Source organism: Bradyrhizobium sp. (assembly GCF_035309285.1).
In the GTDB taxonomy this organism is placed as follows: domain Bacteria; phylum Pseudomonadota; class Alphaproteobacteria; order Rhizobiales; family Xanthobacteraceae; genus Bradyrhizobium.
This window is the reverse complement of record NZ_DATGFH010000059.1, coordinates 16,759-39,021: the sequence shown is the minus strand read 5'-3', so window position 1 is coordinate 39,021 and position 22,263 is coordinate 16,759. Positions and strand designations below refer to the sequence as shown.

Below are 22,263 nucleotides of genomic sequence, written 5' to 3'. Positions count from 1 at the left end.
GCTCGGACGACCCTGATCCGCAAATCCTCCGACAAAGACTTGGCCATGCGTGCTGGCCTCCTTGTCCAGCACGCAGTGTGAATCAGAATTCGCGCCCGTTGGGAATCCCTCTCGATTCAAATCGCTCGGATTTTGCTCTAGAGCAGGAGGCTTTCGGCTTGAAGCGGCGCCGGGCTGGCGGAAGCTTTCATGCAACTTGAAGATATCGCCGCATTTGCCTTGGCATTGCGGCGCATGCAGCGATCTATCCATCTCACGCTCGGCAGATTGCAACCACCCGGCCTTGTGCGTGCGGGAGCGGCCTGGCGAACAAAACGAGTCCGGTCGACGACGATCCGGGAGCGAGGCACCTTGATCCGGGCGTCGCGGACCGAGCGATAGATCTCGATGAACAGGCAGTCCGGCTCGCTGCGCGTGATCGTGGTGATGCTGTGAAGCTCTGTTTCGAGCGCGCTGTCCTTGCCCTCGGTGGCGTGGAAGCGTGCGAAGATCACGAGTTCATCGGACATCACAATTCCTTCCGCGCATCGACGCGACAAAGATCAAATCGGCAGGGGATGTCGGGCATCCAGGTGAAGGACTGGTACAGTTGGGTGGACTCGAACCACCGACCTCCTGATCCACAGTCAGGCGCTCTAACCAACTGAGCTACAACTGCATCCTTCGCAGGCGGCCCTTCAACAGGGGGCGCCGAACGGGGCGGAAACTAGGTGCAACGCTCCGCTTTGGCAAGGCCGCAAACGAAGCCTCGACACCGCAATTTCAAAGCAAAAGCCCGGACCGACCGGTCCGGGCCATGCTTTCAGTTCAAGGCGCCGTCGCGGCGCCCGGGCGGCGCAATCAGGCCGCCGGCTTGTAGTATTTCGCGGCGTTCGTCTTGATCGGCTCGGCCGTCTCGGTCGCGACCTTCTGCGAGAGCTCGCCGAGCTCCTTGGCCTGGGAGGAGAAGGCCTCGAGCTGCCTGCGCGTGTGGGTGGTCCACAGTTCGAGCGCTTCGGCCGGCGACTTCACGCCGAGCAGTTCCTGGGCGAAGTCCAGCGCCGAGGTAGTGTTGGCCTTCATGAATTCCATCACCTTGGCGGAGTAGGCGCTCGCGCCCTTGCTGGCGGCGCTGAACACGGCCTCGATGGTGCTGTTATGGGTCTCGGCGGCGTCCTTGAACCGGGCGTAGTTGTCGCGAGCCTGTGACACGCCCTTTTCGGCGAAGGCGCGCATTTGCTCAGGAACTTCGAAGGGGATGATGGAGGCAGAGAACGGATCGTTGGTCATTGGCTTGGGTCCTTCGCATGGGGGCTGGAATGGAACGATCCCCGTTGCGCGCCGAGCCGCGAGCGGCTGGAACGCTGACATCGATCACGCAGTGGGGATACCCTTACCGGGTGTGACTTACATACACCCTTATAATGTCATTTTTGTGCATTGCAACCGGAAATATGGTGCAATGCCACATACCGGGCACAGCCTCGGCGGCTCGCTTTCTCGCATCCGCAGTGCCCGGCCACCACAGACTGAAGAGGCGCTTTGCCGATGCTTTGCCGATTCCACAGCTAGCTCTTGGGCCTGGCGGCCTCCATCGCGGTGCGGCCGACCATTTGACCAATCTCGCTGGCCTGCTCTGCAAGGGAGCGCATCTGCGTCTGCACATACTCGCTATGCAGCCGCATCACTTCAGGCAGATCCCTGGCATGCACCAGCTTGTCCGCGTAGTCGAGCGAGGCTTCCGTGTTCCTCTCGACATTGGCGATCGCCTTGAGGCTGATGTCCTTGGCACCGGCACGCATGGTGGCGCCGCGCTCCTCGAGCGAACCCGCTGTCGCCTGCGCGTTGGCGAGGAACTTCTCAAAGGTCTTGCGCGCCTGCTCAACGCCCGCTTCGGCCATCGACCGCATTTCCTTTGGAATTTCGAAACGTTCACGCACTTGTTCATTCATGGTGCCACTCCCTGTTTTGCCCAACGGGCTTTACGACTCCCTGCCACCGGTGGTCTGCGAAAACCCGCCGATGAGATCGCGGTGATGACGCAAGGTGCGGTTCCCCCAGCGTGGGCCGCCACCGGCATATTGAAGCTCACAACGCACGAGGCCCCGCGAGGTTCGGCGTCTGATGGCATCCAGCGCGAATTAAGGTTATCCCGGCTTTGGCTTCCCCCACCGTGGACCTGCCATCCCGGCCGGGCGATACTCACGGTTCGTTAAGGCTGTCGTGCAGGGCGGCCAATCAAGCTCGGGCTCAGGACCATCGACGCGCGATTATGACCAGGACGGAATTCCAGTTGCAGGCGATCGGCGATCCGCGGCTGGCCCCATATGCGACGAGTGTGCAGCCGACCTGGCTGTGGTCGACCGACGGCCACCACGTGCTCTGGGCCAATCCGGCCGGGGCAGTTGCCTTCGGTGTGGCCAATGCCGCCGAGTTTGCGACGAAAACCTTTGGGCCGGCGGATTCGCACCGCCGGCAGATCACGCAACTCGCGGGCCTCCTGCCGCTCAACGGCTCAACGCGCCTCGAACGGTTGCGCGGTTTCGGGGCGAGGCCGGGAATGCTCATGACCTGCGGCTGCGCGCGATTGGGTTTTCCCGACGGCAGCCACGGAATTTTGATCCATGCGGTCGAGACGACCGCGCGCGTCATGGCGCTGGAGGAACGGTTGCGGCGGCTGGTCGAGGGCCAGGACGCGGCGGTCGCGGCGTTTGATCGCAACGGTGTGCTTCTGGACGCCAGTGAGGCGGCGCGTCCGCTTGTCGGCTTCCGCAATCTCACTGACGCGGGGTGGGAGGCGGCGCGCGACGATGCGCTCACCCAGGGCCGCGCCGAGATAGAAATCGAGAGCGGGCAGATGGTGCTGCAGCGTGTCGGCAGCGGCGCCGACATCGGGCTCGTCGCGACGATTGTTCCGCGCGCGGTTGACACAGCGCCGGAACCCGCGTTGGAAGTTTCACCGACGCTGCCGCTGTACGAACAGCCGGCCCTGTCGAATGAGGCACCGGCGGAATTCGCGCTGATCGACGAGTTCTCCGAACCGCTCGATGGCGAGCCGCCGGCACCTGCTCACACGGAGACGATGACTGAAGAACCACCAGCAAAACCCTCGCCCGATGCTGAAGCCTTCGCGGATCAACAGCCGCCGTCGGAACAGCCTGCCCCGGTGCCGCGGCGTCATCCGCTGCGCTTCACCTGGCAAATGGACGCGAGCGGCCGCTTCTCACTCGGCTCCGACGAGTTCGCGTGGCTGATCGGCGCGCGCACGGCGTCAGGCTTCGGCCGGCCATGGGCCGAGATCGCTGAAATCTTCGGGCTCGATCCCGCCGGCCGCGTGCTGGAGGCGATCGCCACGCGCGAGACTTGGAGCGGGATCACGCTCTATTGGCCCGTCGACGGGGGCGGCCGCCTGCCGGTCGAACTGTCAGGCCTGCCGATCTATGACGAGAACCGCGCCTTTGCCGGCTATCGCGGCTTTGGTGTGTGCCGCGATCTCGACAGCCTTGATCATCTTGCCGAGCAACGGCGCCACGAGCCTTTGGGGGCGATGAGCGAGCCCGACGTACTATCCCTTGGTACCGACATTGTTCCGGCCGATTCGCAGCACGTTGGCGCCGCAGATCCGCCCGTGAACGCCATTGTGATGCCGTCCGACCCTCCCGGACCGCCCGCTTCGATCGCCAATGAAAATTCACCCCCAACCGATTTGGATGAGCCCGTGGAAACGCCGCAAAACGTCGTGCTATTCCGCCCGATCGGCGAAGCCAGATCGCCGGCGCTTTCGCCCGTGGAAAATCACGCCTTCAACGAGCTGGCCAGGCAGTTGTCGGCGCGCCTCGATCGAGAGCCGCCCGCCCTGCCCGAGGCTGCCGTGACAAGCGAGGTGACGGAGCCTCCCAGGGAGCCCGCGCTATCCGAGCCGCCGCGCGAGCAGCCTCCGACGCCGGAATGGCTGGCGCCGCCGGAGCCGCCGGCGCGCGGCGAGATGAAGCGCGACCGCAGGCTGCTCGATCTGTTGCCGACCGGCGTCCTGATCTATCGACTCGACCGCCTGCTTTACGCGAACCCGGCGTTCTTGCAGCGGATGGGCTATGACAGTCTGCATGCGCTGGAGCAGGCCGGCGGCGTCGACGCACTCTATGTCGAGGCCGGCGTCTCGCAGGCGAGCTCGACGTCGGAAGCCGGCACTCCGGTGACGATCGCAGCGAACGAGGATGCGCCGGCGACGCACGGCCGGCTCTTCACGGTCTCCTGGGACGACGAGTCCGCGCTCGCGCTGATGTTCTCGCCGACCCAAGGCGTGCCGGAGCCGACCCCGCCCGCTCTGCCGACGCCAGCGCCCGAGCCGGTCGTCAGCGCGCCGCTGCCTCCTGCCGTCGGTCACGCCGAGGCCGAGGATCTCGCCGCCATCCTCGACACCACGGCCGAAGGCATCGTGATGTTCGACGCCGAGGGCAACATCCAGGCCTGCAATCGCAGCGCGGAGGCGCTGTTCGGCTATGACGGCGAGGCGTTCCTTCGCCGTAACCTGACCGACCTGTTCGCGCCGGAAAGCGCACGGTCCGTCGCCGAATATCTGGAGAGCGTGAAGGGCGCCGGCGTCGCAAGCCTGCTCGACCACGGCCGCGAGGTGCTCGGCCGCGTCGCAAGGGGCGGCATCATCCCGCTCGCGATGACCATGGGACGGACGCGGCTGGAGGGCCCGAATTTCTTCGCGGTGTTCCGTGATCTCTCCCAGAGCAAGAAGGGCGAGAGCGAATTGCAGCAGGCGCGGCGGCTCACCGAGCGCGCTGCGAGCGCCAAGGCCGACATGCTGGCGCGGATCAGCCACGAAGTACGCACGCCGCTCAACGCCATCATCGGCTTCGCCGAGGTGATGATGGCGGAGCGCTTCGGCGCGCTCGGCAATGAGCGCTACGGCGAATACATGAAAGACATCCGCGCCTCCGGCGAGCGCGTGATCGCCATCATCAACGACCTGACCGAGCTGTCGCGGATCGAGACCGGCAAGCTCGACCTCGCCTTCACCAACCAGAACCTCAACGAGATGGTGGAAAGCTGTGTCGCTGTGATGCAGCCGCAGGCGAACCGCGAGCGCATCATCATCCGCACCTCGCTCGCACAGGCGCTGCCGCCGGTCGTCGCCGACGGCCGCGCGCTGCGCCAGATCACCATGAACCTGATCGGCAATTCGATCCATCTCGCCAATCCCGCAGGCCAGGTGATCGTCTCGACCGCGCTATCGGATTTCGGCGAGGTGGTGTTGCGGGTGCGCGACACCGGCCCTGGGCTCAACGACAACGAGCTCGCAGCCGCACTGGAGCCGTTCCGCACCCCGCCGCCGTCGGATCAGGCCTCCGAGCATTCGCCGGTCAGCCTGTCGCTGACAAAGGCGCTGGTCGAAGCCAATCGCGCGCAGTTCAACCTCAAGACCACGGCCAATAGCGGCACGCTGGTCGAGGTGGTGTTCTCGCGGGCGATGGCGCGAAGCTGACCTTCCTCGCAGCTGGAACCTCGATCCGCCATCACTCCGACACCGGAATCGACCGGGCTTGCAGGAACCGGACTTCGCAGCGAAGACTCTGCGCCAGCGACGAGCCGGAGCCGGTGCCATGAGCCTCAACGAATTCTCGATCTTCCGCGGTCACATCCCCGATCAGGCGGTCCAGACGATTTCCTCGGCCCCTGTTCCTCCTGCGGCCATCATGGGCGTGCTGGCCGCCGCCAGCCTCACCATCGGGCTCGTCGCAGCGACGCTGTGGGCGACCGTTTGGCTTGCGATCACGCTGATCTAGATGCTCGATCAATTAGGTTGAACCAATCGCCGCGAATTCGATCCATCTCTCGCGTGGGAGAGGTGGACCCGGCGTGAGGCAATTCGCTACGCTTGTCGCTTGATCGTCGGTTCACACACGATCGCGAAGTTCAGTGAATTGGCGATAAAGCACTTCTCGTGCGCGTCGTGATGAAGCGCCGCAGCCTTGGCCGTGTCGCTGTCGGGGGTGACGGTGACTTCCGGCCTCAAGGTGACGCCCGAGAAATAGCCGCCGCGAGCAGCATCCTCGATCATCGTGCCTTCCGCATGATCGACGTAGGCGACGACATTGACACCGGCGACCGCGCACAGGTGCAGGTACCAGAGCTTGTGGCAGGCTGAGACGGCTGCAACCAGGAGATCTTCCGGATTCCACCGATCGTCTTTTCCCCTGAACGCCGGGTCTGAAGAGCCCGCAATCGTGGGCTTCCGCCCGCTGTTGATATCGTGCGTGCGCGCGTAAGCCTGGTAGCTCCTGGTCCCCTCTCCGAGATTTCCGGTCCAGCGGACCTCAACCGAGTAGTGATGCTGCTTGCCGTTGGTCGTGGGGCTGCCTTCTCCGATACCGTCCGCCACCAGGGTATACGTCAGTATCGATCGGCCGCTACACTTAATCGCAATTGCCGTGGCGAGCCTTAACCGGCCGTTGCGACCGGCAGGAAATCCGCGATCGCCTGCAGGAAAAGTTTGGGGGCCTGGAGCTGTGGCACATGCGCGCAGCCGGTGATGATCTTCAGCCGCGCATCGGGCAGGCCGGCGGCAAGCGCATGCGACATCGGCGGCGGCGTGGCCTCGTCGTGCTCGCCGACCAGAACCAACGCCGGCACCGTCACCTTGTGGAGCTCGTCGCGCAGATCGAGCTCGGCGAGCTGGGCGCAGGCGGCGCGAAAGACGTGTTCATCGGTCTTTAGGAATGCCGCGCGCCGATCGACCATCAGATCCGGATGCTGCGCCTGAAATTCCGGCGCGAACAGCCGGCACATCGCGACGTCGGTGATCGCCGCGAGCCCCTTCGCCTTCGAGGCCGCCGCCATGGTGCGGAAGGCCTCGCGGCCAGCGTCCGAAAACGCCGCGCCGCAGTCGGCGAAGATGTATCGCGCGGCGAGGCCGGGATGGTTGATCGCCATCTGCAGCGCGACAAAGCCGCCATAGCCGTTACCGAGCACGACCGGAGCCTGCCCGCTCGACGCGTCCCCGATGGCGTCGGCAATGCGATCGGCGACGTCGACAAGGCTGCTGCCGGCCGGCTTGGAGCGCCCGAAGCCCGGCAACTCCGGCACGATCACGCGGAATGATTTGGCAAGCTCCGGCACGACCGCGTCGAAGCTCGCGCGATCCGACAAAAGCGAATGGAGCAGAACGAGCGGCGCGCCCCGGCCGTTCTCGCTCGCGTTGACCGTGCCGCCAGCGAAAAGCCTGTCGATGCCGCTTCCTCCCCCGCCGCGCCAGTTCCTAAGGGGATTGATAGATTAATTCTCGCTCAATTCAAACCATTTCGGCTTGACGTGATATTTCACAACTGCAAGATTTGAGTAACATCAGACGGAAATTCCATGCTTTTGCGCGAGAATATCTACGATCGCCTGCGCTCTGATATTCTTTCCTGTCGCCTTGCGCCGGGAGATGATATCCGGGAGCAGGACCTGGCCGAGCGCTATGCGGTGAGCCGCCAGCCGGTGCGCGAGGCGCTCTTGCGGCTCGAGCGCGAGCACCTCGTTACAGTGCAGCCGCGCCAGGGCTATCGCGTCAATCCGATCTCGCTGTCGGATGCGCGCGATATCCTGCGCTTTCGGCTGGCGCTGGAGCCGGCTTGCGTCGCGGAGGCAATCGACCATGCGAGCGATGCGACGTTGAAGGGGCTCGACAAGTTCCGCCGCTTCTCCGGCAACCACGAGGACTTCATCACCTACAACCGCGGCTTCCACTTTGCCCTCGCGCACGCCTCGGGTAATCGCCGCATGGCGGCCGCGCTTTGTGACCTGATCGGCCAGGCCGACCGCCTGGTACGGGTCAGCATCGCGAACTTGCGGGGTCACGATCCCAAGAAGCTCGTCGCCGAGCACGTCGCGCTGATCGAGGCGATGCAGAGGCGCGACGGCCGCACCGCGGCGCGCATCATCAAAGCGCATATCGGCGCCACCGAGAAACGCGTGCTGCCGGCGCTGAAGCGCAATGCCGTCATCATCGAAGCATGATCAGGAAAAGTGGGGACCGGTTTTCCGTAAAGATCATGCTCAGTGAAAGAGAGAAAGTCGCGTGAACGTTCCGGCCAAAAGCATCGACGTCGAAATTCACGGCAATTTCGTCGACGGTCGCGAGATCGAGGCTGGAGGCGGCGAGATGCTCGACGTCCGCAATCCCGCAACCGGCGACGTGATCGCGCGGATCCCGAACTCGACGAAGGAGGATATCGACCACGCCATGAAGAGCGCCCGCTTGGCCTTCGAGGGCAAGGAATGGGGCGGCATGGACCTCCGCGCGCGGGCAAAACTGGTCAATCGTCTCGCGGACGCGTTCGAGGCCAATCTCGACCAGCTCTATCGCCTCGAGACGCTGAATAACGGCCGGCCCGTGAACGAGACCCGCGCGCAGCTCTCGCGCCTGCCCGATTTCTTCCGCTATTTCGCGGGGCTCGCGCTATCGCGGCGCGATGCGGTGATTCCGGTTGAGGGCGCCTACCTCAACTACACGCTGCGCACGCCGATCGGCATCGTCGCCAATTGCACGCCGTTCAATCATCCCCTGATGATCCTGTGCAAGTCGCTCGCAGCCGTGCTGGCCTCGGGCTGCGTCACCGTGGTGAAGCCGTCGGAATACACCCCGCTGACGACGCTGAAGCTCGCAAAGATCTTCACCGATGCGGGCCTGCCGCCCGGCGTTTTCAACATCGTGCTGGGGCTCGGTCCGAGCGCGGGCAAAATGCTCGCCGAGCATGGCGACATCGACAAGCTGGTCCTGACCGGCGGCACCGAGGCCGGCCGGATCGCTGGAAGCGCGGCGGCAAAGATGTTCGCGCACCAGACCATGGAATTGGGCGGCAAGACACCGGTGATGGTGTTCGACGATTACGATATCGACCGTGCCGTCAATTACGCGGCGTTCGGCGCCTTCATCGGCGCGGGACAAACCTGCATCTGCGCCTCGCGCCATCTGGTGCAGGCCACGATCTACGACGAGTTCGTAGCCAGGCTGAAGGCGAAGGCCGAAACCATCCGCATCGGCGACCCCTTCGATCCCGCCACGCAACTGGGTCCGGTGATCTCGGCCAAGCAACGCGATCGCGTGCTCTCCTATTGCGACTCCGGCCGCGACGAAGGCGCGCGGCTCGTGACCGGTGGCGTTCGCGCAAGCGTTCCCGGCCATCAGAACGGCTATTTCGTCGAGCCGACGGTGTTTGCTGATGTGAAGGCCGAGATGCGCATCTTCCAGGAGGAAGTGTTCGGCCCCTTCACCTCGGTGACGCCGTTCAGGGACGAGGATGACGCGCTACGACTTGCCAACGACTCGCCCTTTGGCCTCGCCGCCGCGATCCGCACCCGCGACGTCGCCCGCGCCCATCGCGTGGCGGCCAAGGTCAGAAGCGGGATCGTCTGGATCAACGACCACCACCGGCTCGATCCGGCTTCGCCCTGGGGCGGCGTCGGCGATTCCGGCGTGGGACGCGAATGCGGCACCGAAAGTTTCGACGATCATTTCAACGTCAAGAGCGTGATGGTGCAGACAGCCGATGCGCCCTTCGACTGGTACCGCGACACATCCGGACAACGCCGGCTCAACTAGGCGAAACATAACCGACGAACAACGACCAGCGAAGCTGGCGCTGCCAACATCAGAGGGGGAGATTTTATATGGCACTCGCAGTCAACGCCGGCGCGCGGCTCGATCGGCTGCCGATCTCATCATTTCACTACCGCATCTTCTGGCTGGTCGGCGCCGGCATGTTCTTCGACGGCTACGACCTCTATGTCGCCGGCGGCGTGCTGGCCTCCCTGATCCAGAGCAAGTTCTCGACGCTGCCGCAAAATCTGCAATTCATCTCGCTGACCTTCGTCGGCATGACGCTGGGGTCGCTGATCACAGGATTTGTCGGCGACAAGTTCGGGCGCCGCTTCACCTATCAGATCAACCTGTTGATCTTCGGGCTCGCCTCGATCGCTGCGGCCTTTGCGCAGGACATGACCCAGCTCATCGCCTGCCGCTTCGTGCAGGGGCTGGGCCTCGGCGCCGAAATCGTGGTCGGCTATTCGACCATGACCGAATTCGTCCCGCCCCGGACGCGCGGACGCTGGCTGTCGATGATGGCCTTCATCGTGGTGGCCGGATTTCCGGTCACATCCGTGCTCGGCTATCTGATCATCCCTAACTTCGGCTGGCGTCCGATGTTCGTGATCGCCGGCATCGGCTCGCTCATCGTCTGGTACTTGCGCAAGAACCTGCCGGAATCGCCGCGCTGGCTCGAAGCGCAGGGTCGGAACGATGAAGCCGAAGCTCTGATACAGACGATCGAGACGGAAGCCAGTTCCGGCAAGTCGCTGCCAAGCATCGCGGCGCCGGCGCCGGTGAAGCTGGTCGCCGCGGCCGACCTGGCGAAGCCGCCGCTGCTGCAGCGCATGATCGTCGGCAGCTGGGTGCTGATCTCGATCAACACGCTGATCTTCGGCTTTGTGCTGTTCCTGCCGCAGTTCTTCCTGCGCCAGGGCCTGACCATCACCAATTCGCTGGCCTATACGGTGGTGCTGTCGGCTGGCTCGCTGGTCGGCTGCGCGGTTGGCGCCTATACATCGGACGCCATTGGACGGCGCGCCAGCATCATCGGTGCGTCGATCGTGACCATCATAACCGGCTACGTCTATGCCCGCTTCAATGCAGCCTCCGATCCGGCGATCGTGCTGACCGTCGGCTTTGCCCTGATCGTCGCCATCTACGTGCAGACCGCGCTGCTCTACGGCGTCTATCCGCCGGAGCTGTTTCCGACCGAGATCCGCTTGCGCGCCAACGGCATCTGCAACATGTTCGGGCGCGGTGCGACCGTGATCTCGCCTTTCATCGTCGGGAGTCTGATGGCGTCCTACGGCGTGCCCGGCGTGATCTGGCTGATGATCGCCGTCGTGGTCATCCAGATCCTGGTGGTGTGGGCCTGGGGCGTCGAGCCGCGCAACCGCGGCCTGGAGGATGTCGCCGCGAAGGCGTGACTCTCCCCGCTGGGGAGAGGTGAAGGGAACCTGCGACGCTCAGTGGACCGCGGCGTAGAGGATCTTGTCCTGGGTGGCGTCCGCCGCGTCGAACTCGGCCACGATGCGTCCGGTTCGCGCGACCAGGATGCGGTCTGACACGGCCAGGATCTCTGGCAGGTAGGAGGAAATCACCACGACCGCCTTGCCTTCGTCGGCAAGGCGACGGATTTCCGCATGGATATGGGGGATGGTGCCGACATCGACGCCGCGCGTCGGCTCGTCGAAGATGATGATCGAAGGATCCTGCACCAAGGTTTTCGCCAGCACCACCTTCTGCTGATTGCCGCCCGAGAGCTCGACGATGCGCGCCTTGCGCTGCAGCGCGTTGATCTTCAACCGCTCGACCCAATAGTTGGCGAGCTTGCCACGGCGAAGGCGTGACAAGAGAAAGCTCCAGCCCTGCCGTGTCGCGAGATTGCCGATATAGACGTTGTCGTCGACCACCATGGTCTCGAAGAAACCATTGGCCTTGCGGTCCTCGGTGATGTAGGCGATGCCGTCATTGATCGCCTGGCGCGGCACGCGGTAGCGGACCGGCTTGCCGCGCAGCCGGATCGTGCCGCCGTTGATGAGGTTGCGCTTGAGCGCGCCATAGACGACCTTGGCAATCTCGGTGCGGCCCGAGCCGATCAGGCCCGCAATCCCCACAACCTCGCCGGCATAGACCGAGAACGACATGTTCTTGACGGCCATGCCCATGGTCACGTTCTCGACCGTGAGCACTTTCTCGCGGCGCTGGGCCGTCTTTTCCTTGCGGCCATAGACCGCCTGCGCGACCTCGCGGCCAACCATGTATTGCACCAGTGCATCGCGCGTGAGCTGTTTTGCTGCTGCCGTGATCACAAGCCTGCCGTCACGCAATACGGTGATGCGATCGGCGATCTGCAGCGATTCCTCCAGCGCATGCGAGATGTAGATGATCGACACGCCGCGCGCGCGAAGGTCGCGCACCAGATGGAAGAAATGCACGATCTCTTCCGGCGTGAGGCTTGCCGTCGGCTCGTCGAAGATGATGATGCGCGCCTTGTTGTAGATCGCGCGCGCGATCTCGACCATCTGCTTCTTGGCGGTGCCGAGCAGGGCGACCGGTGTCGCCGGATCGACATGGAAGTTGAGCGACTGCAGAAGCTGCTGCGCCTGGATGTTGAGCGTGCGGAAGCGCGTCAGGAGCTTTTCGTTGCCGAGCTCGATGTTTTGCGCCGCCGTCATGGTCGGCACCAGGCTCGTCTCCTGGTAGACCATGCAGATGCCGGCCCTGAGCGCGTCGCGGGGCTGCTCGAACCTCGCCGGCTTGCCGTCGACGAAAAAGTCGCCCGAGGAGAGCGCGATCGCGCCGGCGATTGCCTTGCACAGCGTCGACTTGCCGGCGCCGTTCTCGCCGACCAGCGCGTGAACCTCGCCCGGATAAAGATCGAAATCGACGCCTTCGATGGCGTGCACGCCGCCATAGATCTTGCTGCCGCCTGTGATGCGCAGAACCGGCTCGCGCGCAGGGCTCGCGCTCGTGGACTTGTCCGGCATCGCACCGTCGCTCATCGGAGCTCTCCCGTATGCAAGAGCAGGCGTCCGGCACCGCGCGCGGCGATCACGACGCCAAACTGCGTGTCGCAGGCGCCGGTGACGCCGTGGTAGCGGCCGCCGGCGCGACTATGCAGGCTGTCGGTCGCTTCGCCTTCGCCGTCGAGATGAACCAGAAGACCGTAGGAGCGCGGCGGCGCCCAGGGTTTCTGGATGCCCAGCGCCTTCACGCCGCCGATCTGCATCGGCTCGAGACAATCACTGCCCCCGGCAAACGCGGGCGCGATCCAGTAATCCGGCGCCATGGTCGCAAGCATCTCTTCCCGGAAATCGTCTTCCTTGAGCACGAATTCGATCAGATGCGTGCGCCGCGCGAATATCCCTGAGAAGAAGCCGCCATGGGCGTCGAGATGCAGCCGCGCCGGATAGCCCGGCAGATTGCCGGCGATGACTTCGCGCTGGGCAATGCCATTGCCGGTCAGCGCAAAGCGGCTGAGCCGGTGCGCCCAGCTCTCGGCGAGCCAAAGCTGCTTGCCATCCGCAGAGACCGCGACACCGTAGGGATAAGGCAGGCCAGTCAGCAGCACCTGCGCGTGATCGAGCGCCGCACCGCAAGCGATCAACCGGCCGTTACTTCGTTTCTCCATCAAATCGTGCCGCCACGCGCCGGGCTCGCGGCCCGCGCTGCCTTCTACCGCGAAAATGCGGCCATCCGGCGCTGCCGTGACCGACGTGAGCCCGGTAAGGCTCGCCCCATCGGCGCTCTCGAGCCAACGCGGATTTGGGTTGTTCGGATCGAGCGCGGCTAGGCCGCGGCCGGCGACGCAGACCAGGAGCCGTCCGTCGGGATGGATGGCAAGCCCGCCCGCCTCGCCTTCGAACTCGACGACGAGGCTGCGGTTTGCGAGGCCGTTGCCGGCAAGCTTGAGAACTGTCCTGCCGGCCGAGACGTAGACGCTGCCGTCCCTGGCCGCGACAACGTCGTCGAGGCCGGGCAAGGGATCTCCGATCGGCATGCAGGCGTCGAGCCGATCATTCGGGCTGAGCGCGCCGTCGAGCGGCGGAATCGCATTCTGCACGCCGTCGCGGTTGATGACGCTGCGGACGTCGCGCAACAGATGGTCGAACATTCCCACGCCGGATTACCCCGTCACCCGGCTTTTGGCGCCCCAATAGGCGTCATAGCCGCTCCACGTTTCATCGACTTGATCGAGCTTGATCCGCCCGATCCGGTTGTTCTCGAGGCCGCCGAGATAGAGATAGCCCTTGTGCTCGCGCATCGAGGTCAGCGTCGAGTGTGAAATGCCGGTGGGGTCCCACCAGGATTCCAGCGCCTCGCCCGCCTCGTTGAACTTCAACACGCAGCCGTGGTTGAGCGCGGGCGCCAGCCATTCGTCGGTCGGCACCTGTTTCACCATGCGCAGCCGGAAACCCGGCTTGCGCGAGGCGAGATCGAAGGTTGGCGTGCGGATCCCGACCAACGCCAGCCAGTAGTTTCCGTCGGATGCACGGTTGATGTTGTCGGGATTGCCCGGCAACTCGTCAATCAAGACCTCGGTGCGGCCCTTCCTGGGACCCTCGATCCAGTAGCGGAAGACCTTGCAGAGCGAGGTGCTCGCGATCAGCACCGACTTGCCGTCATGCGAGACGCACACGCCATTCGGGAAATAGAAGTGGTTGATCACGGTCCGCGTGGTTTTCGTCGCGGGGTCGTAGCAGACCACGCGCCCGTTCGGCCGCGCCTCGAGAATGTCGAGGGTGTTGGTCGTCATCTCGTAGCGCGTGGTGCAGTCGCTGAAATAGATCTTGCCGTCGGGCGCGATGTCGAGATCATCGGCCATGCGCAGCCGCGAATCGTCGTTGAGCTTGTACCAGGTGCGGTTGGTCTCATCGGTAACCTTGAAGACGCGCCCGTCGGGCGCCACGCCATAGACGCCCATGCCGGCGACTGCGACGATCAGGTTCTCGTCGCGGTCGAACTGCATGCCGAGCGGCCGGCCGCCGATATGGGCGAACACCTCGCGCGTCTCGAAATTGGGCCCCGAGAAGCGGATGACATTGCCGTCGCGGGTTGAGCCGTAGAGGCGGCCCTCCCGATCGAGGATCACGTCCTCCGGACCCTCGACCTGATCGAGCCCGATCGCCTGTGCGTTGATCAGGCGGTCGTTCTGCGCATAGGGCGAGGGCGAGCCGGGCTGCACCGACGGCGCTCGCGCCAGCGCGACGTAGGCCGGATTGACATAGATCTTCTGGATCGCCTTGCCGCGGTTCTTCGACCATTTGACGTCGATGCCGACGGCGGCAAGCAGGATGATGCCGGTGACCGCCGACGTGACATAGCCGGGGATGCCCATGCGGACGAGCCCGTTGATCAAGAGGAAGATGATCAGGGCGCCGATCATCGCCCGCCATACCGTGCCCTTGCCGCCGGCGAGCGAGACGCCGCCCAGCACCACCGCGGTGAGCGCCTGGAATTCCCAGCCGACGCCCGTCGTGGAGTCCGTGCTCGCCTGACGCGCGGCATAGAAGATGCCGCTCGCCGCGCACAACATCCCGGACAGCACATAGGTGACGAACAGCATGAAGCGGACACGGATGCCGGCATGCCGCGCCGCCTTTCGGCTTGCCCCGATTGCCGTCAGATGCCAGCCGTAGCGCGAGCGCGACAGGAAGATGTGGCAGACCAGCAGCACGACGAAAAGCGTCGCCGCATTGACAGGGATGCCCAGCACGCTGCCGCCGCCGACGAAATCCCAGGCATCGCTGTCGACCGAGTTCGTCGCGAAGGTCTGGGCATAGCTGGTGTTGAGCAGGTTTACCGACGCGCGCAGGATGATCAGCGTCACCAGCGTGGTGAGGAACGGCCGGGTCTTCAGAAAGCCGATCAGGAGACCGTTGATGCTGCCGAGCACGGCGCCGACGCCGAGCGTCGCCAGCACGACACCGCCAACCGGCCACTCCCGCACCAGCAGGAAATACAGGGCTGCGAAATTGCACAGTGCGAAGATCGCGCCCACCGAGAGATCGATGCCGCCGCTGATCAGGCAAAATCCCATCGCCAGCGCAACGAAACCGAATTCGGCGAACAGCCTGAGCAGCGAAAGCATATTTTGCACCGAGGCGTAGTCAGGGATCGTCAGCGCGAAATAAAGCCAGAGCGCGATCATCACCGTGAATGGGATGACCGGCTCGAACCACTGCTTCAGCAACAATTCGGACAGCAACAGGCGGGGCGAGAACCGCCGCACCGACATTGCAAACGCATCGATCGTCGACATGCTCGGATGGCTCCGTCACGAGAGACGGCCGGCGCGCTATTCACGCACGCCGGCCGCTGCCCGCCGCCGCTAACTCTTCTTTGGAAGTGCGAAGCAGTTGGCTCCGCTGGCGTTGGTCTTATCGAGCCAGATCGGCTGCGTGTAATATTCGAGGTTCCTGGCGCCGGGCTTCTCGCCGGATTCCAGCAGCGTCAGCGCCGCCATCACGAGGTCATGACCCTGCTCGGTCGCCTTGTAGCTCAGGAATTTGTAGAAATTGCCCGAGTTGACTTGGTCGCAATCAAGCTGCGAGCCCTCGCCCGAGGCATAGACCTTGACGTCGTTGATCTTGCCAGCGTTGCGGATCGCCTGGGCTGCGCCACTCTCCATAACGCCCCAGAAGCCGATGCTGGCGCAGAGATCGGGATGCTGCTGGATCACGGTCGCGGTGATGTTGAGCGCGGTGTTGGTATCCCAGTTCGCGGCCTGGTTCGAGACCACCTTGATGTTCGGATCCTTGTTCAGGACCTCCATGATGCCGCCCACCTGATCGACACTGGCGGCCGCGGTCAATTCGCCCTGCACGATCTGCACCTTGCCCGACTTTCCGGAACCGGTGCCGCATTGCTTGACGACGTCGGTCGCCAGCATCCTGCCGATCTCATGCCAGTCGGCGCCGACGAAGGCATCGGACTTGTAGTTCGAGGACATATTGATCTGGATGACGTGAGTGCCCTGCTGCTCGGCGCGCTTCAGGTCCTTCATCAGGAGCGTGACACTCGGATTTTGCACGATCAGCACGTCCGGCTTCTGGTCGACCAGGGCGGTCAGCGCCTGCTGCATCGCGGACGGATTGTTGTTGGGATCGCGCACCTCGAATTTCATGCCGCGCCATTCCACCCCTTCCTTCACCACGCGGCCCCACTCGTCCGACAGCGGAACGCCGAGTGCGATCGGCAGATAGGCGACCGTCTTGCCCTCCAGGGACTTGTCATAGGACGCGCGAAGCTCGCGCGCCGTCTTGGTTCCCTCCTGCGCCCCGGCCCACATCGGCAGCGCCGCCAGCACGACGCCCGCGAGCAGCGACGTCCAGATCTTCCTCATGTCCATGGCCTTCCTCCTCCGCCTTTTGCCTGATTCAGTCTCGTTGTCGTAAACGATCAATCGCCCTGCCGCGCAGTCTCCTCGTCGCGGGGGTGCAGCCAGTTGTCGAGCACGATGGCCGCGAGCAGCACCACGCCCTTGATGATGTTCTGCACCTCGCTGTTGACGTCCATGATGGTGAAGGCGTTGAGCAGCGTACCGATCAGGATGCAGCCGACGACGACGCTGAACACGCCGCCGCGGCCGCCGACCAGGCTGATGCCGCCGATCACCACGACCAGCACGACGTCGAAGATCATGGTGCCCTGCGTGATCGCCATCTGCATGCTGCCGGTCGTGCCGACCCAGACGAAGCCCGCCATCCAGGCCAGGATGGCGACGAGCACATATTCGAGAACGATGAGCGGCCGCAGCGCGATACCGGAGAGCCGCGCGGCTTCCGGATTGTCGCCCTGGGCATAGACGAAACGCCCGACCGAGGTGCGCGACAGGAATAGCTGCATGGCGATCGCGGCCACCGCAAATACCAGGATCGGCACCGGAATGCCGAACAGATGTCCGGCGCCGAGGAACGTCAATCCGGGCGCATCCTTTGGTGCGTAGACGACCCAAGCCGGGGCAAACCAGAAAGCCAGGCCGTAAATGACAAAGCCCGCGGCCAACGTCACGAAAAGGGGTGGCGCTTCGACAAAGGCGACCATGACGCCATTGATGATGCCGATGAAGACCGCAAGTGCGAGCGCGAGCAGCACCGCGAGCGGCACCGCCATGCCCTGCTGCATCTCGATCAGCGCGATCGACCAGGAGCCCGCCATGATCGCGACTTCGCTGAGATCGATGCCGCGGCTGATCACGATGAGGCCCATGCCGAGGCCGAGCACGCCCAGAATGGAAATGCTGCGCAGGAGATTGAGAAGGTTCGACACGGTGGCAAAGCCGTTCAGAGTGACGCCGAACACGATCACGAGCAGAACCGTGATCGCCAGCACGATCTGCTCCTGACTGGTCTTGCCGATGCGGAAGCGGGGAAGCGAGGAAGCGGTGGATAGCTTGTCTGCGTGCTGCTCAAAGCCACGTGACGGCAAAGGCGAACGCATCGCTTCCTCCCGGAAATTTTCCTGGAGTTTAGGTGCGCCCGTCCGGCCTCGTCAAATTGATTTCTCGATTTCTCGCGCAAGGCGACGGCCGCGCTCCCGCCATCCGACGGCTTGCCGCCGCACTTCCACGGAGCGGAATTCATTGTCGCCGCGTCACGCCACGGAGCAGAAGGTTCCCCGTCGAGCTAGGACCGCATGGTTCGCAGGCCTGCCCCGATGGCCCCGACGCGTGATCGGATTCCCTCCCGCGGCGCGATGGAGAATCATTTCCCGTCATGCATCTTTTGGTTGTTTCAAACGCTGTTTGATTTAATAGTTTCGAGGCGCTGCGTTATGAAAGACATTTCCCGATCACGCGAGGCGATTTCATGAGAAAGTCATTCAAGGTCCTGTTGTTTTCGTCGATGATGATTGCGACCTCCGCCGCGGCGCTTGGGGATAGCGCGCCGGCGCTGCAATATGCCAAGCAGGGCTGGACCGAGGACGAGCGCCAGGCCTTCTACACGACGAGCCAGGGATCGCACATGGTGCCGTACGCCTGGTACAAGGCGCTGCGGCGCCTTGATGTCGACGAGCCCTTCGGCGGCGACCAGCTCCAGCGCTACGGCTATCTTCCGAACGAGAAGTCGGCCAAATGGAATCCGGAGGGGCTGCCGGTCGGCTTTGTCCTCGATGGCGATGCCACAACAGGCTATCTCGGCATGACCTGCGCGGCGTGCCATACCGGCCAGATCGAATACGTCAAGAACGGCGTCACGCAGCAGCTGCGCATCGACGGCGCGCCGGCGACCGCCAATTTCCAGCTCTTCCTCTCTGACCTGACCGCAGCGCTACGAGCGACGCAGAGCGATTCCGCCCGCTTCGACAAATTCGCCCATGCCGTGCTCGGCTCGCGCTACACGTCCTCGCGTTCCGATACGCTGAAGTCGGACTTTGGCGACTGGGTCAAGCAGTGGGGCAGCTTCATGGACAAGAGCCTGCCGGCCTCGCCCTGGGGCCCCGGCCGGCTCGATGCCTTCGGCATGATCTTCAACCGCGTTGCCGGCAAGGATCTCGGGATCGACGGCAACTTCAAGGTCGCAGATGCGCCGGTCAGCTATCCCTTCCTGTGGAATGCGTCGCGGCAGGATCGCACGCAATGGAACGGCGGCGTCCCCAACGGGCTCTACATCAATGCCATCGGGCGCAACACCGGTGAGGTGTTCGGCGTGTTCGCCGACTTCACCCCGAGGAAGCAGCTGTTGCCGCCGCACTATAATTTCCGCAACAACTCGGTGAACTTCACCAACCTGCAGGCACTTGAGGAGAAGATCGCGTCGCTCCGGCCGCCGCCCTGGCCGTTCGACCTCGATCAAGATCTCGTCGACAAGGGCCGCGTGCTGTTCGCTGAGCGTTGCGGCAGCTGCCACGAGGAGCGGCGCATCCCGCCCGAGGGCTTGTGGCTGACAAAGGTCGTGGACGCCAAGACCGATCCGAAGATGTACCAGAACTCCCTGCGCATCTCGGACACCGGAATTCTCAACGGCGCGCTATCGCCGAATCCGCCGGGTTCGAAGCTCGGCGCCACCGCTCCGACCGCCGACATCCTGGCGACGACAGTGGTGGGCGCGCTGTTCGGTGACGCGATCCCGCCGCTGCCGCGGCTGCCCAATCCCAAGGCCGGCGTATGGCTCGCGGTCAACAAGGATCTCGCCGTGCTCTTCGCCGACAACGAGAAGCTGCCGAGCCTGGTCTCGTTGCTGCAGCCCTCGGTGCGGGACAATGTGCGCACTCATATCGAAAGCAGGCTCGCCAACATGTTCAAGGTTCCGGGCGAGCCGAACGCCTATGAGTCGCGCGTGCTGCACGGCATCTGGGCAACCGCGCCGTACTTGCACAACGGCTCGGTGCCGAATCTCTATGAACTCTTGCTGCCACCGGACAAGCGCTCACCATCCTTCATGGTCGGCAGCCGGAAATACGATCCAGAGAAGGTCGGCTACGTGACGACGGAGTCGCCCTACAAGGACGGCACGCTGGTGGTCGGCGCCGGCGCGCAGCCCGGCAACAGCAATGCCGGACACGATTACACCCAGGGCCTGACTGATGACGACCGCAGGGCGTTGCTGGAATATCTGAAACAGCTTTAATGTGCGGCGCGGAGAACGAAGATCGGGTGGCGGCTCGGATCGTCCACGTTGGCGTAAACGGCGCGTTTGTCAGCGCAACTCAGTGACAGACTTCGCGAGTGGAATATAAAGGCAGGCCACCCCACCCATTTGCCGCGGAGTTATCGACCAACTTGCATCCGGGCCCCACGGGCCGGCAACCCGATCGACCACAGAAAATTTGTCCTGACGCCTGCGGCTTCGAGGTTGCGGGCGAGGCTGCGTTGCTTTCCAGCTCACGCTTTGGCCTGGAGTTGTTCTCGGTCGTGACGGGCCTTTTCTTCTGAACCTCGCATTCATTGTGGTCATTGACGCGATAGCCAGAAGGGCAAGTAATCCTAACGCATCGGTCGGCCTTGGCCTTGAAGCCATGATCGCACACCAATGGACACACGCGAGAAGGCTTGGCTTTTATGGCGTCAAGCGCATCGACGCTTGCAAGCTTCACGTTAAACCCCGTTCCTGCGTATTTGTTGAATAGCGTCATTGAGTGCTGCGACGCATTGTTCCACTCGCCGTCTGCGGCATCCGTGAAGCATCCGACTCGCCGCAACTCCTGTTGGATCGACTTTGCTATCTCCGCTGCCGAAGGAGGTGTGACGGCTTGCGCTGGAGGCGGAAGGGCGGCAACCTTCTGTGCCTGGTCTTCCTTCTGCCGTGGCGTTGATTCCTGGGCTTGTTTGTCGGCCGGCTGCTTAGCGGCCAGTTCGGCCGCCGCTTTTTGGCTCGCGGCCTGTTCTGTATCTTTTTTTGCTGCTTCCGCTTTTTCAGCCGCAGCCTTGTCCGCCGCTGCTGCCTTTTCGGCAGCCGCACGCGCCTGTTCCGCCGCTTCCGCTTTGGCCTGTTCGATCTGCCTTGCCTCTTCGGCGGCGGCCCGCGCTTGTTCCGCCGCCCTGGCTTCCGCTACCGCCCTTTCCTGTTCGGCCTTCTTCGCGCCTTCCGCGGCGAGCCGAGCTTTCTCCTGCTCGGCCAGGCGGGCTCTCTCTTCTGCCGCCGCATGCGCTTCCTCGGCGGCGATCTTGTCCAACTGCACCCTTGCCAGGTCGGCATAAAAGCCATCCGGGTAATGCGCAATGAAAATATTCCACGCTTCGCGGGTTCCAAGCTGAAGTGTCAGTTCGTAGTCCTTGCGAATGGCCTGCCGCGGGTCGGGTTTGGGTGCCACATCGACCGGCTTGGCGGGGACGAGCGACACCTTGTCTCCACCCAGGGAGCCATAGACGTACGGCTCCTGCTGATAACCGGTGTTCTTGAGAACCTCGTCGCGCACGTCGCCGAACGCCAGACGGAGATCGAGGCCCGGCTTTGGCAGGTAATGGACGAGCGCGGTTGCAAACGGGCCATTCTGACTGTCGCCGTCCGACGCCGTCGAGCCCGCCTTTGCCGCGAATGCGATCATGGTGTTGGGCGTATTGAGTTCGACCTTGGCGAGGCCCCGGCCAATTCCCCGTGATGCAACCGTGCGCTTCATCGTCTTGGCAAACGGGTTGTCGCGGCAAGCATCCAGGATGATCAGCCGAAGCTGCTTGGCCGGCTCGACCGCGAACAGCACGCGATCCATCGGCACGGTCTCATCCAGCACATCGGCGTCGGTTTGCAACGTGGCGTCGGTGGGAACCAGATAATTGTTGCCATCCAGCTCCATGCCATGACCGGCATAGTAGATCACGGCGATGTCGGCCTCTTGGGCGCGCGCGCCAAATTCCCGTAGCGCCTTGCGCATTCCATTCGCATCGAGGTCGAATTTGGTTATGACGGCGTCAAACCCTGCTTTCCTGAACATGTCGGCGACAAGGACCGCATCGTGTGCAGGATTGGCGAGCCTCGGGACGTTCTTGTAAGCCGAATTGCCGATGACCAGCGCGACGCGCTGCTCGGCCTGCGCGGGCCCGCAGGCAAGCCAACTCGCGAAAATCAGCAGAATGAGAAGCCGGGCTGCGCTCACGATTGCCCCCGAACGCAATGGTTCAGACTATTCACAGAATGCTGAAATGCAATACGCCATCTGTGACATTAGTCACAGGTGGATACCAAACTTACGCTGATTGATCGGAAGGCTGGTCGGTGATCGCGACACTGAGCCCGCAGATGTGCGCCGCGGCATGAGGCAGG

Annotated in this window: 17 protein-coding genes and 1 tRNA gene; 6 read left to right on the top strand and 12 right to left on the bottom strand. The window is 63.7% G+C overall.

Annotated elements, in window-relative coordinates; all coding sequences use genetic code 11:
- Positions 1-137: 137 nt before the first annotated feature.
- The 4 genes from VKR55_RS11765 to VKR55_RS11750 form a co-directional block, all read right to left on the bottom strand.
- On the bottom strand, positions 138-509 hold the full coding sequence (locus tag VKR55_RS11765) for a putative quinol monooxygenase (RefSeq protein WP_324403074.1): 372 nt from the start codon (positions 507-509) through the stop codon (positions 138-140).
- A 72-nt stretch (positions 510-581) separates the two neighbouring features.
- Positions 582-658: transfer RNA gene (locus VKR55_RS11760), tRNA-His, on the bottom strand.
- Positions 659-840: 182 nt separating this feature from the next.
- On the bottom strand, positions 841-1,269 hold the full coding sequence (locus VKR55_RS11755) for a phasin (RefSeq protein ID WP_324403071.1): 429 nt from the start codon (positions 1,267-1,269) through the stop codon (positions 841-843).
- A gap of 278 nt (positions 1,270-1,547) precedes the next feature.
- Entirely contained in the window at positions 1,548-1,931 is a 384-nt protein-coding gene (locus VKR55_RS11750) for a phasin (protein WP_324403069.1), read from the bottom strand.
- 320 nt (positions 1,932-2,251) lie between these two features.
- On the opposite strand from VKR55_RS11750, the gene VKR55_RS11745 reads away from it, so the two are divergent.
- Both VKR55_RS11745 and VKR55_RS11740 read left to right on the top strand, forming a co-directional pair.
- Entirely contained in the window at positions 2,252-5,473 is a 3,222-nt protein-coding gene (locus VKR55_RS11745) for a PAS domain-containing protein (protein WP_324403067.1), read from the top strand.
- Positions 5,474-5,591: 118 nt separating this feature from the next.
- Complete coding sequence (locus VKR55_RS11740) at positions 5,592-5,774, top strand: hypothetical protein (protein WP_324403065.1); 183 nt, start codon at positions 5,592-5,594, stop codon at positions 5,772-5,774.
- An 86-nt stretch (positions 5,775-5,860) separates the two neighbouring features.
- Here VKR55_RS11740 and VKR55_RS11735 read toward each other — a convergent pair whose 3' ends face one another.
- Complete coding sequence (locus VKR55_RS11735; RefSeq protein ID WP_324403063.1) at positions 5,861-6,370, bottom strand: OsmC family protein; 510 nt, start codon at positions 6,368-6,370, stop codon at positions 5,861-5,863.
- Between the two features lie 59 nt (positions 6,371-6,429).
- Positions 6,430-7,218, bottom strand: coding sequence for an alpha/beta fold hydrolase (locus tag VKR55_RS11730; protein WP_324403080.1), 789 nt, complete (start codon positions 7,216-7,218; stop codon positions 6,430-6,432).
- Between the two features lie 129 nt (positions 7,219-7,347).
- On the opposite strand from VKR55_RS11730, the gene VKR55_RS11725 reads away from it, so the two are divergent.
- The 3 genes from VKR55_RS11725 to VKR55_RS11715 all read left to right on the top strand — a co-directional run bounded on the left by VKR55_RS11725 (position 7,348) and on the right by VKR55_RS11715 (position 10,986).
- A complete protein-coding gene (locus VKR55_RS11725) occupies positions 7,348-7,989 on the top strand; it encodes a GntR family transcriptional regulator (protein WP_324403060.1) in 642 nt (213 codons plus the stop codon).
- 61 nt (positions 7,990-8,050) lie between these two features.
- Positions 8,051-9,574 (top strand): aldehyde dehydrogenase, encoded by a 1,524-nt coding sequence (locus VKR55_RS11720; RefSeq protein WP_324403058.1) that lies wholly within the window; start codon positions 8,051-8,053, stop codon positions 9,572-9,574.
- Positions 9,575-9,642: 68 nt separating this feature from the next.
- A complete protein-coding gene (locus tag VKR55_RS11715; protein WP_324403056.1) occupies positions 9,643-10,986 on the top strand; it encodes an MFS transporter in 1,344 nt (447 codons plus the stop codon).
- Positions 10,987-11,025: 39 nt separating this feature from the next.
- Here the strand turns inward: VKR55_RS11715 and VKR55_RS11710 are convergent, their stop codons facing one another.
- From VKR55_RS11710 to VKR55_RS11690, 5 genes are all read right to left on the bottom strand, one after another.
- Positions 11,026-12,564: a sugar ABC transporter ATP-binding protein gene (locus VKR55_RS11710; protein WP_324403054.1), complete on the bottom strand. Its 1,539-nt coding sequence runs from the start codon at positions 12,562-12,564 to the stop codon at positions 11,026-11,028.
- Positions 12,561-13,676, bottom strand: coding sequence for an SMP-30/gluconolactonase/LRE family protein (locus VKR55_RS11705; RefSeq protein WP_324403078.1), 1,116 nt, complete (start codon positions 13,674-13,676; stop codon positions 12,561-12,563). The genes VKR55_RS11710 and VKR55_RS11705 overlap by 4 nt, the downstream gene beginning before the upstream one ends.
- A gap of 12 nt (positions 13,677-13,688) precedes the next feature.
- Positions 13,689-15,824: an ABC transporter permease gene (locus VKR55_RS11700; protein ID WP_324403052.1), complete on the bottom strand. Its 2,136-nt coding sequence runs from the start codon at positions 15,822-15,824 to the stop codon at positions 13,689-13,691.
- Between the two features lie 69 nt (positions 15,825-15,893).
- The gene (locus tag VKR55_RS11695; protein ID WP_324403050.1) at positions 15,894-16,913 is read right to left on the bottom strand and encodes a sugar ABC transporter substrate-binding protein; all 1,020 of its coding nucleotides are present in this window, start codon (positions 16,911-16,913) and stop codon (positions 15,894-15,896) included.
- A gap of 50 nt (positions 16,914-16,963) precedes the next feature.
- The gene (locus tag VKR55_RS11690; protein ID WP_324403048.1) at positions 16,964-18,004 is read right to left on the bottom strand and encodes an ABC transporter permease; all 1,041 of its coding nucleotides are present in this window, start codon (positions 18,002-18,004) and stop codon (positions 16,964-16,966) included.
- Positions 18,005-18,372: 368 nt separating this feature from the next.
- On the opposite strand from VKR55_RS11690, the gene VKR55_RS11685 reads away from it, so the two are divergent.
- Positions 18,373-20,133, top strand: a complete 1,761-nt coding sequence (locus tag VKR55_RS11685) for a di-heme-cytochrome C peroxidase (protein ID WP_324403046.1) — start codon at positions 18,373-18,375, stop codon at positions 20,131-20,133.
- Between the two features lie 79 nt (positions 20,134-20,212).
- Here the strand turns inward: VKR55_RS11685 and VKR55_RS11680 are convergent, their stop codons facing one another.
- Positions 20,213-22,096: a caspase family protein gene (locus tag VKR55_RS11680; protein ID WP_324403044.1), complete on the bottom strand. Its 1,884-nt coding sequence runs from the start codon at positions 22,094-22,096 to the stop codon at positions 20,213-20,215.
- Between the last annotated feature and the right edge of the window lie 167 nt (positions 22,097-22,263).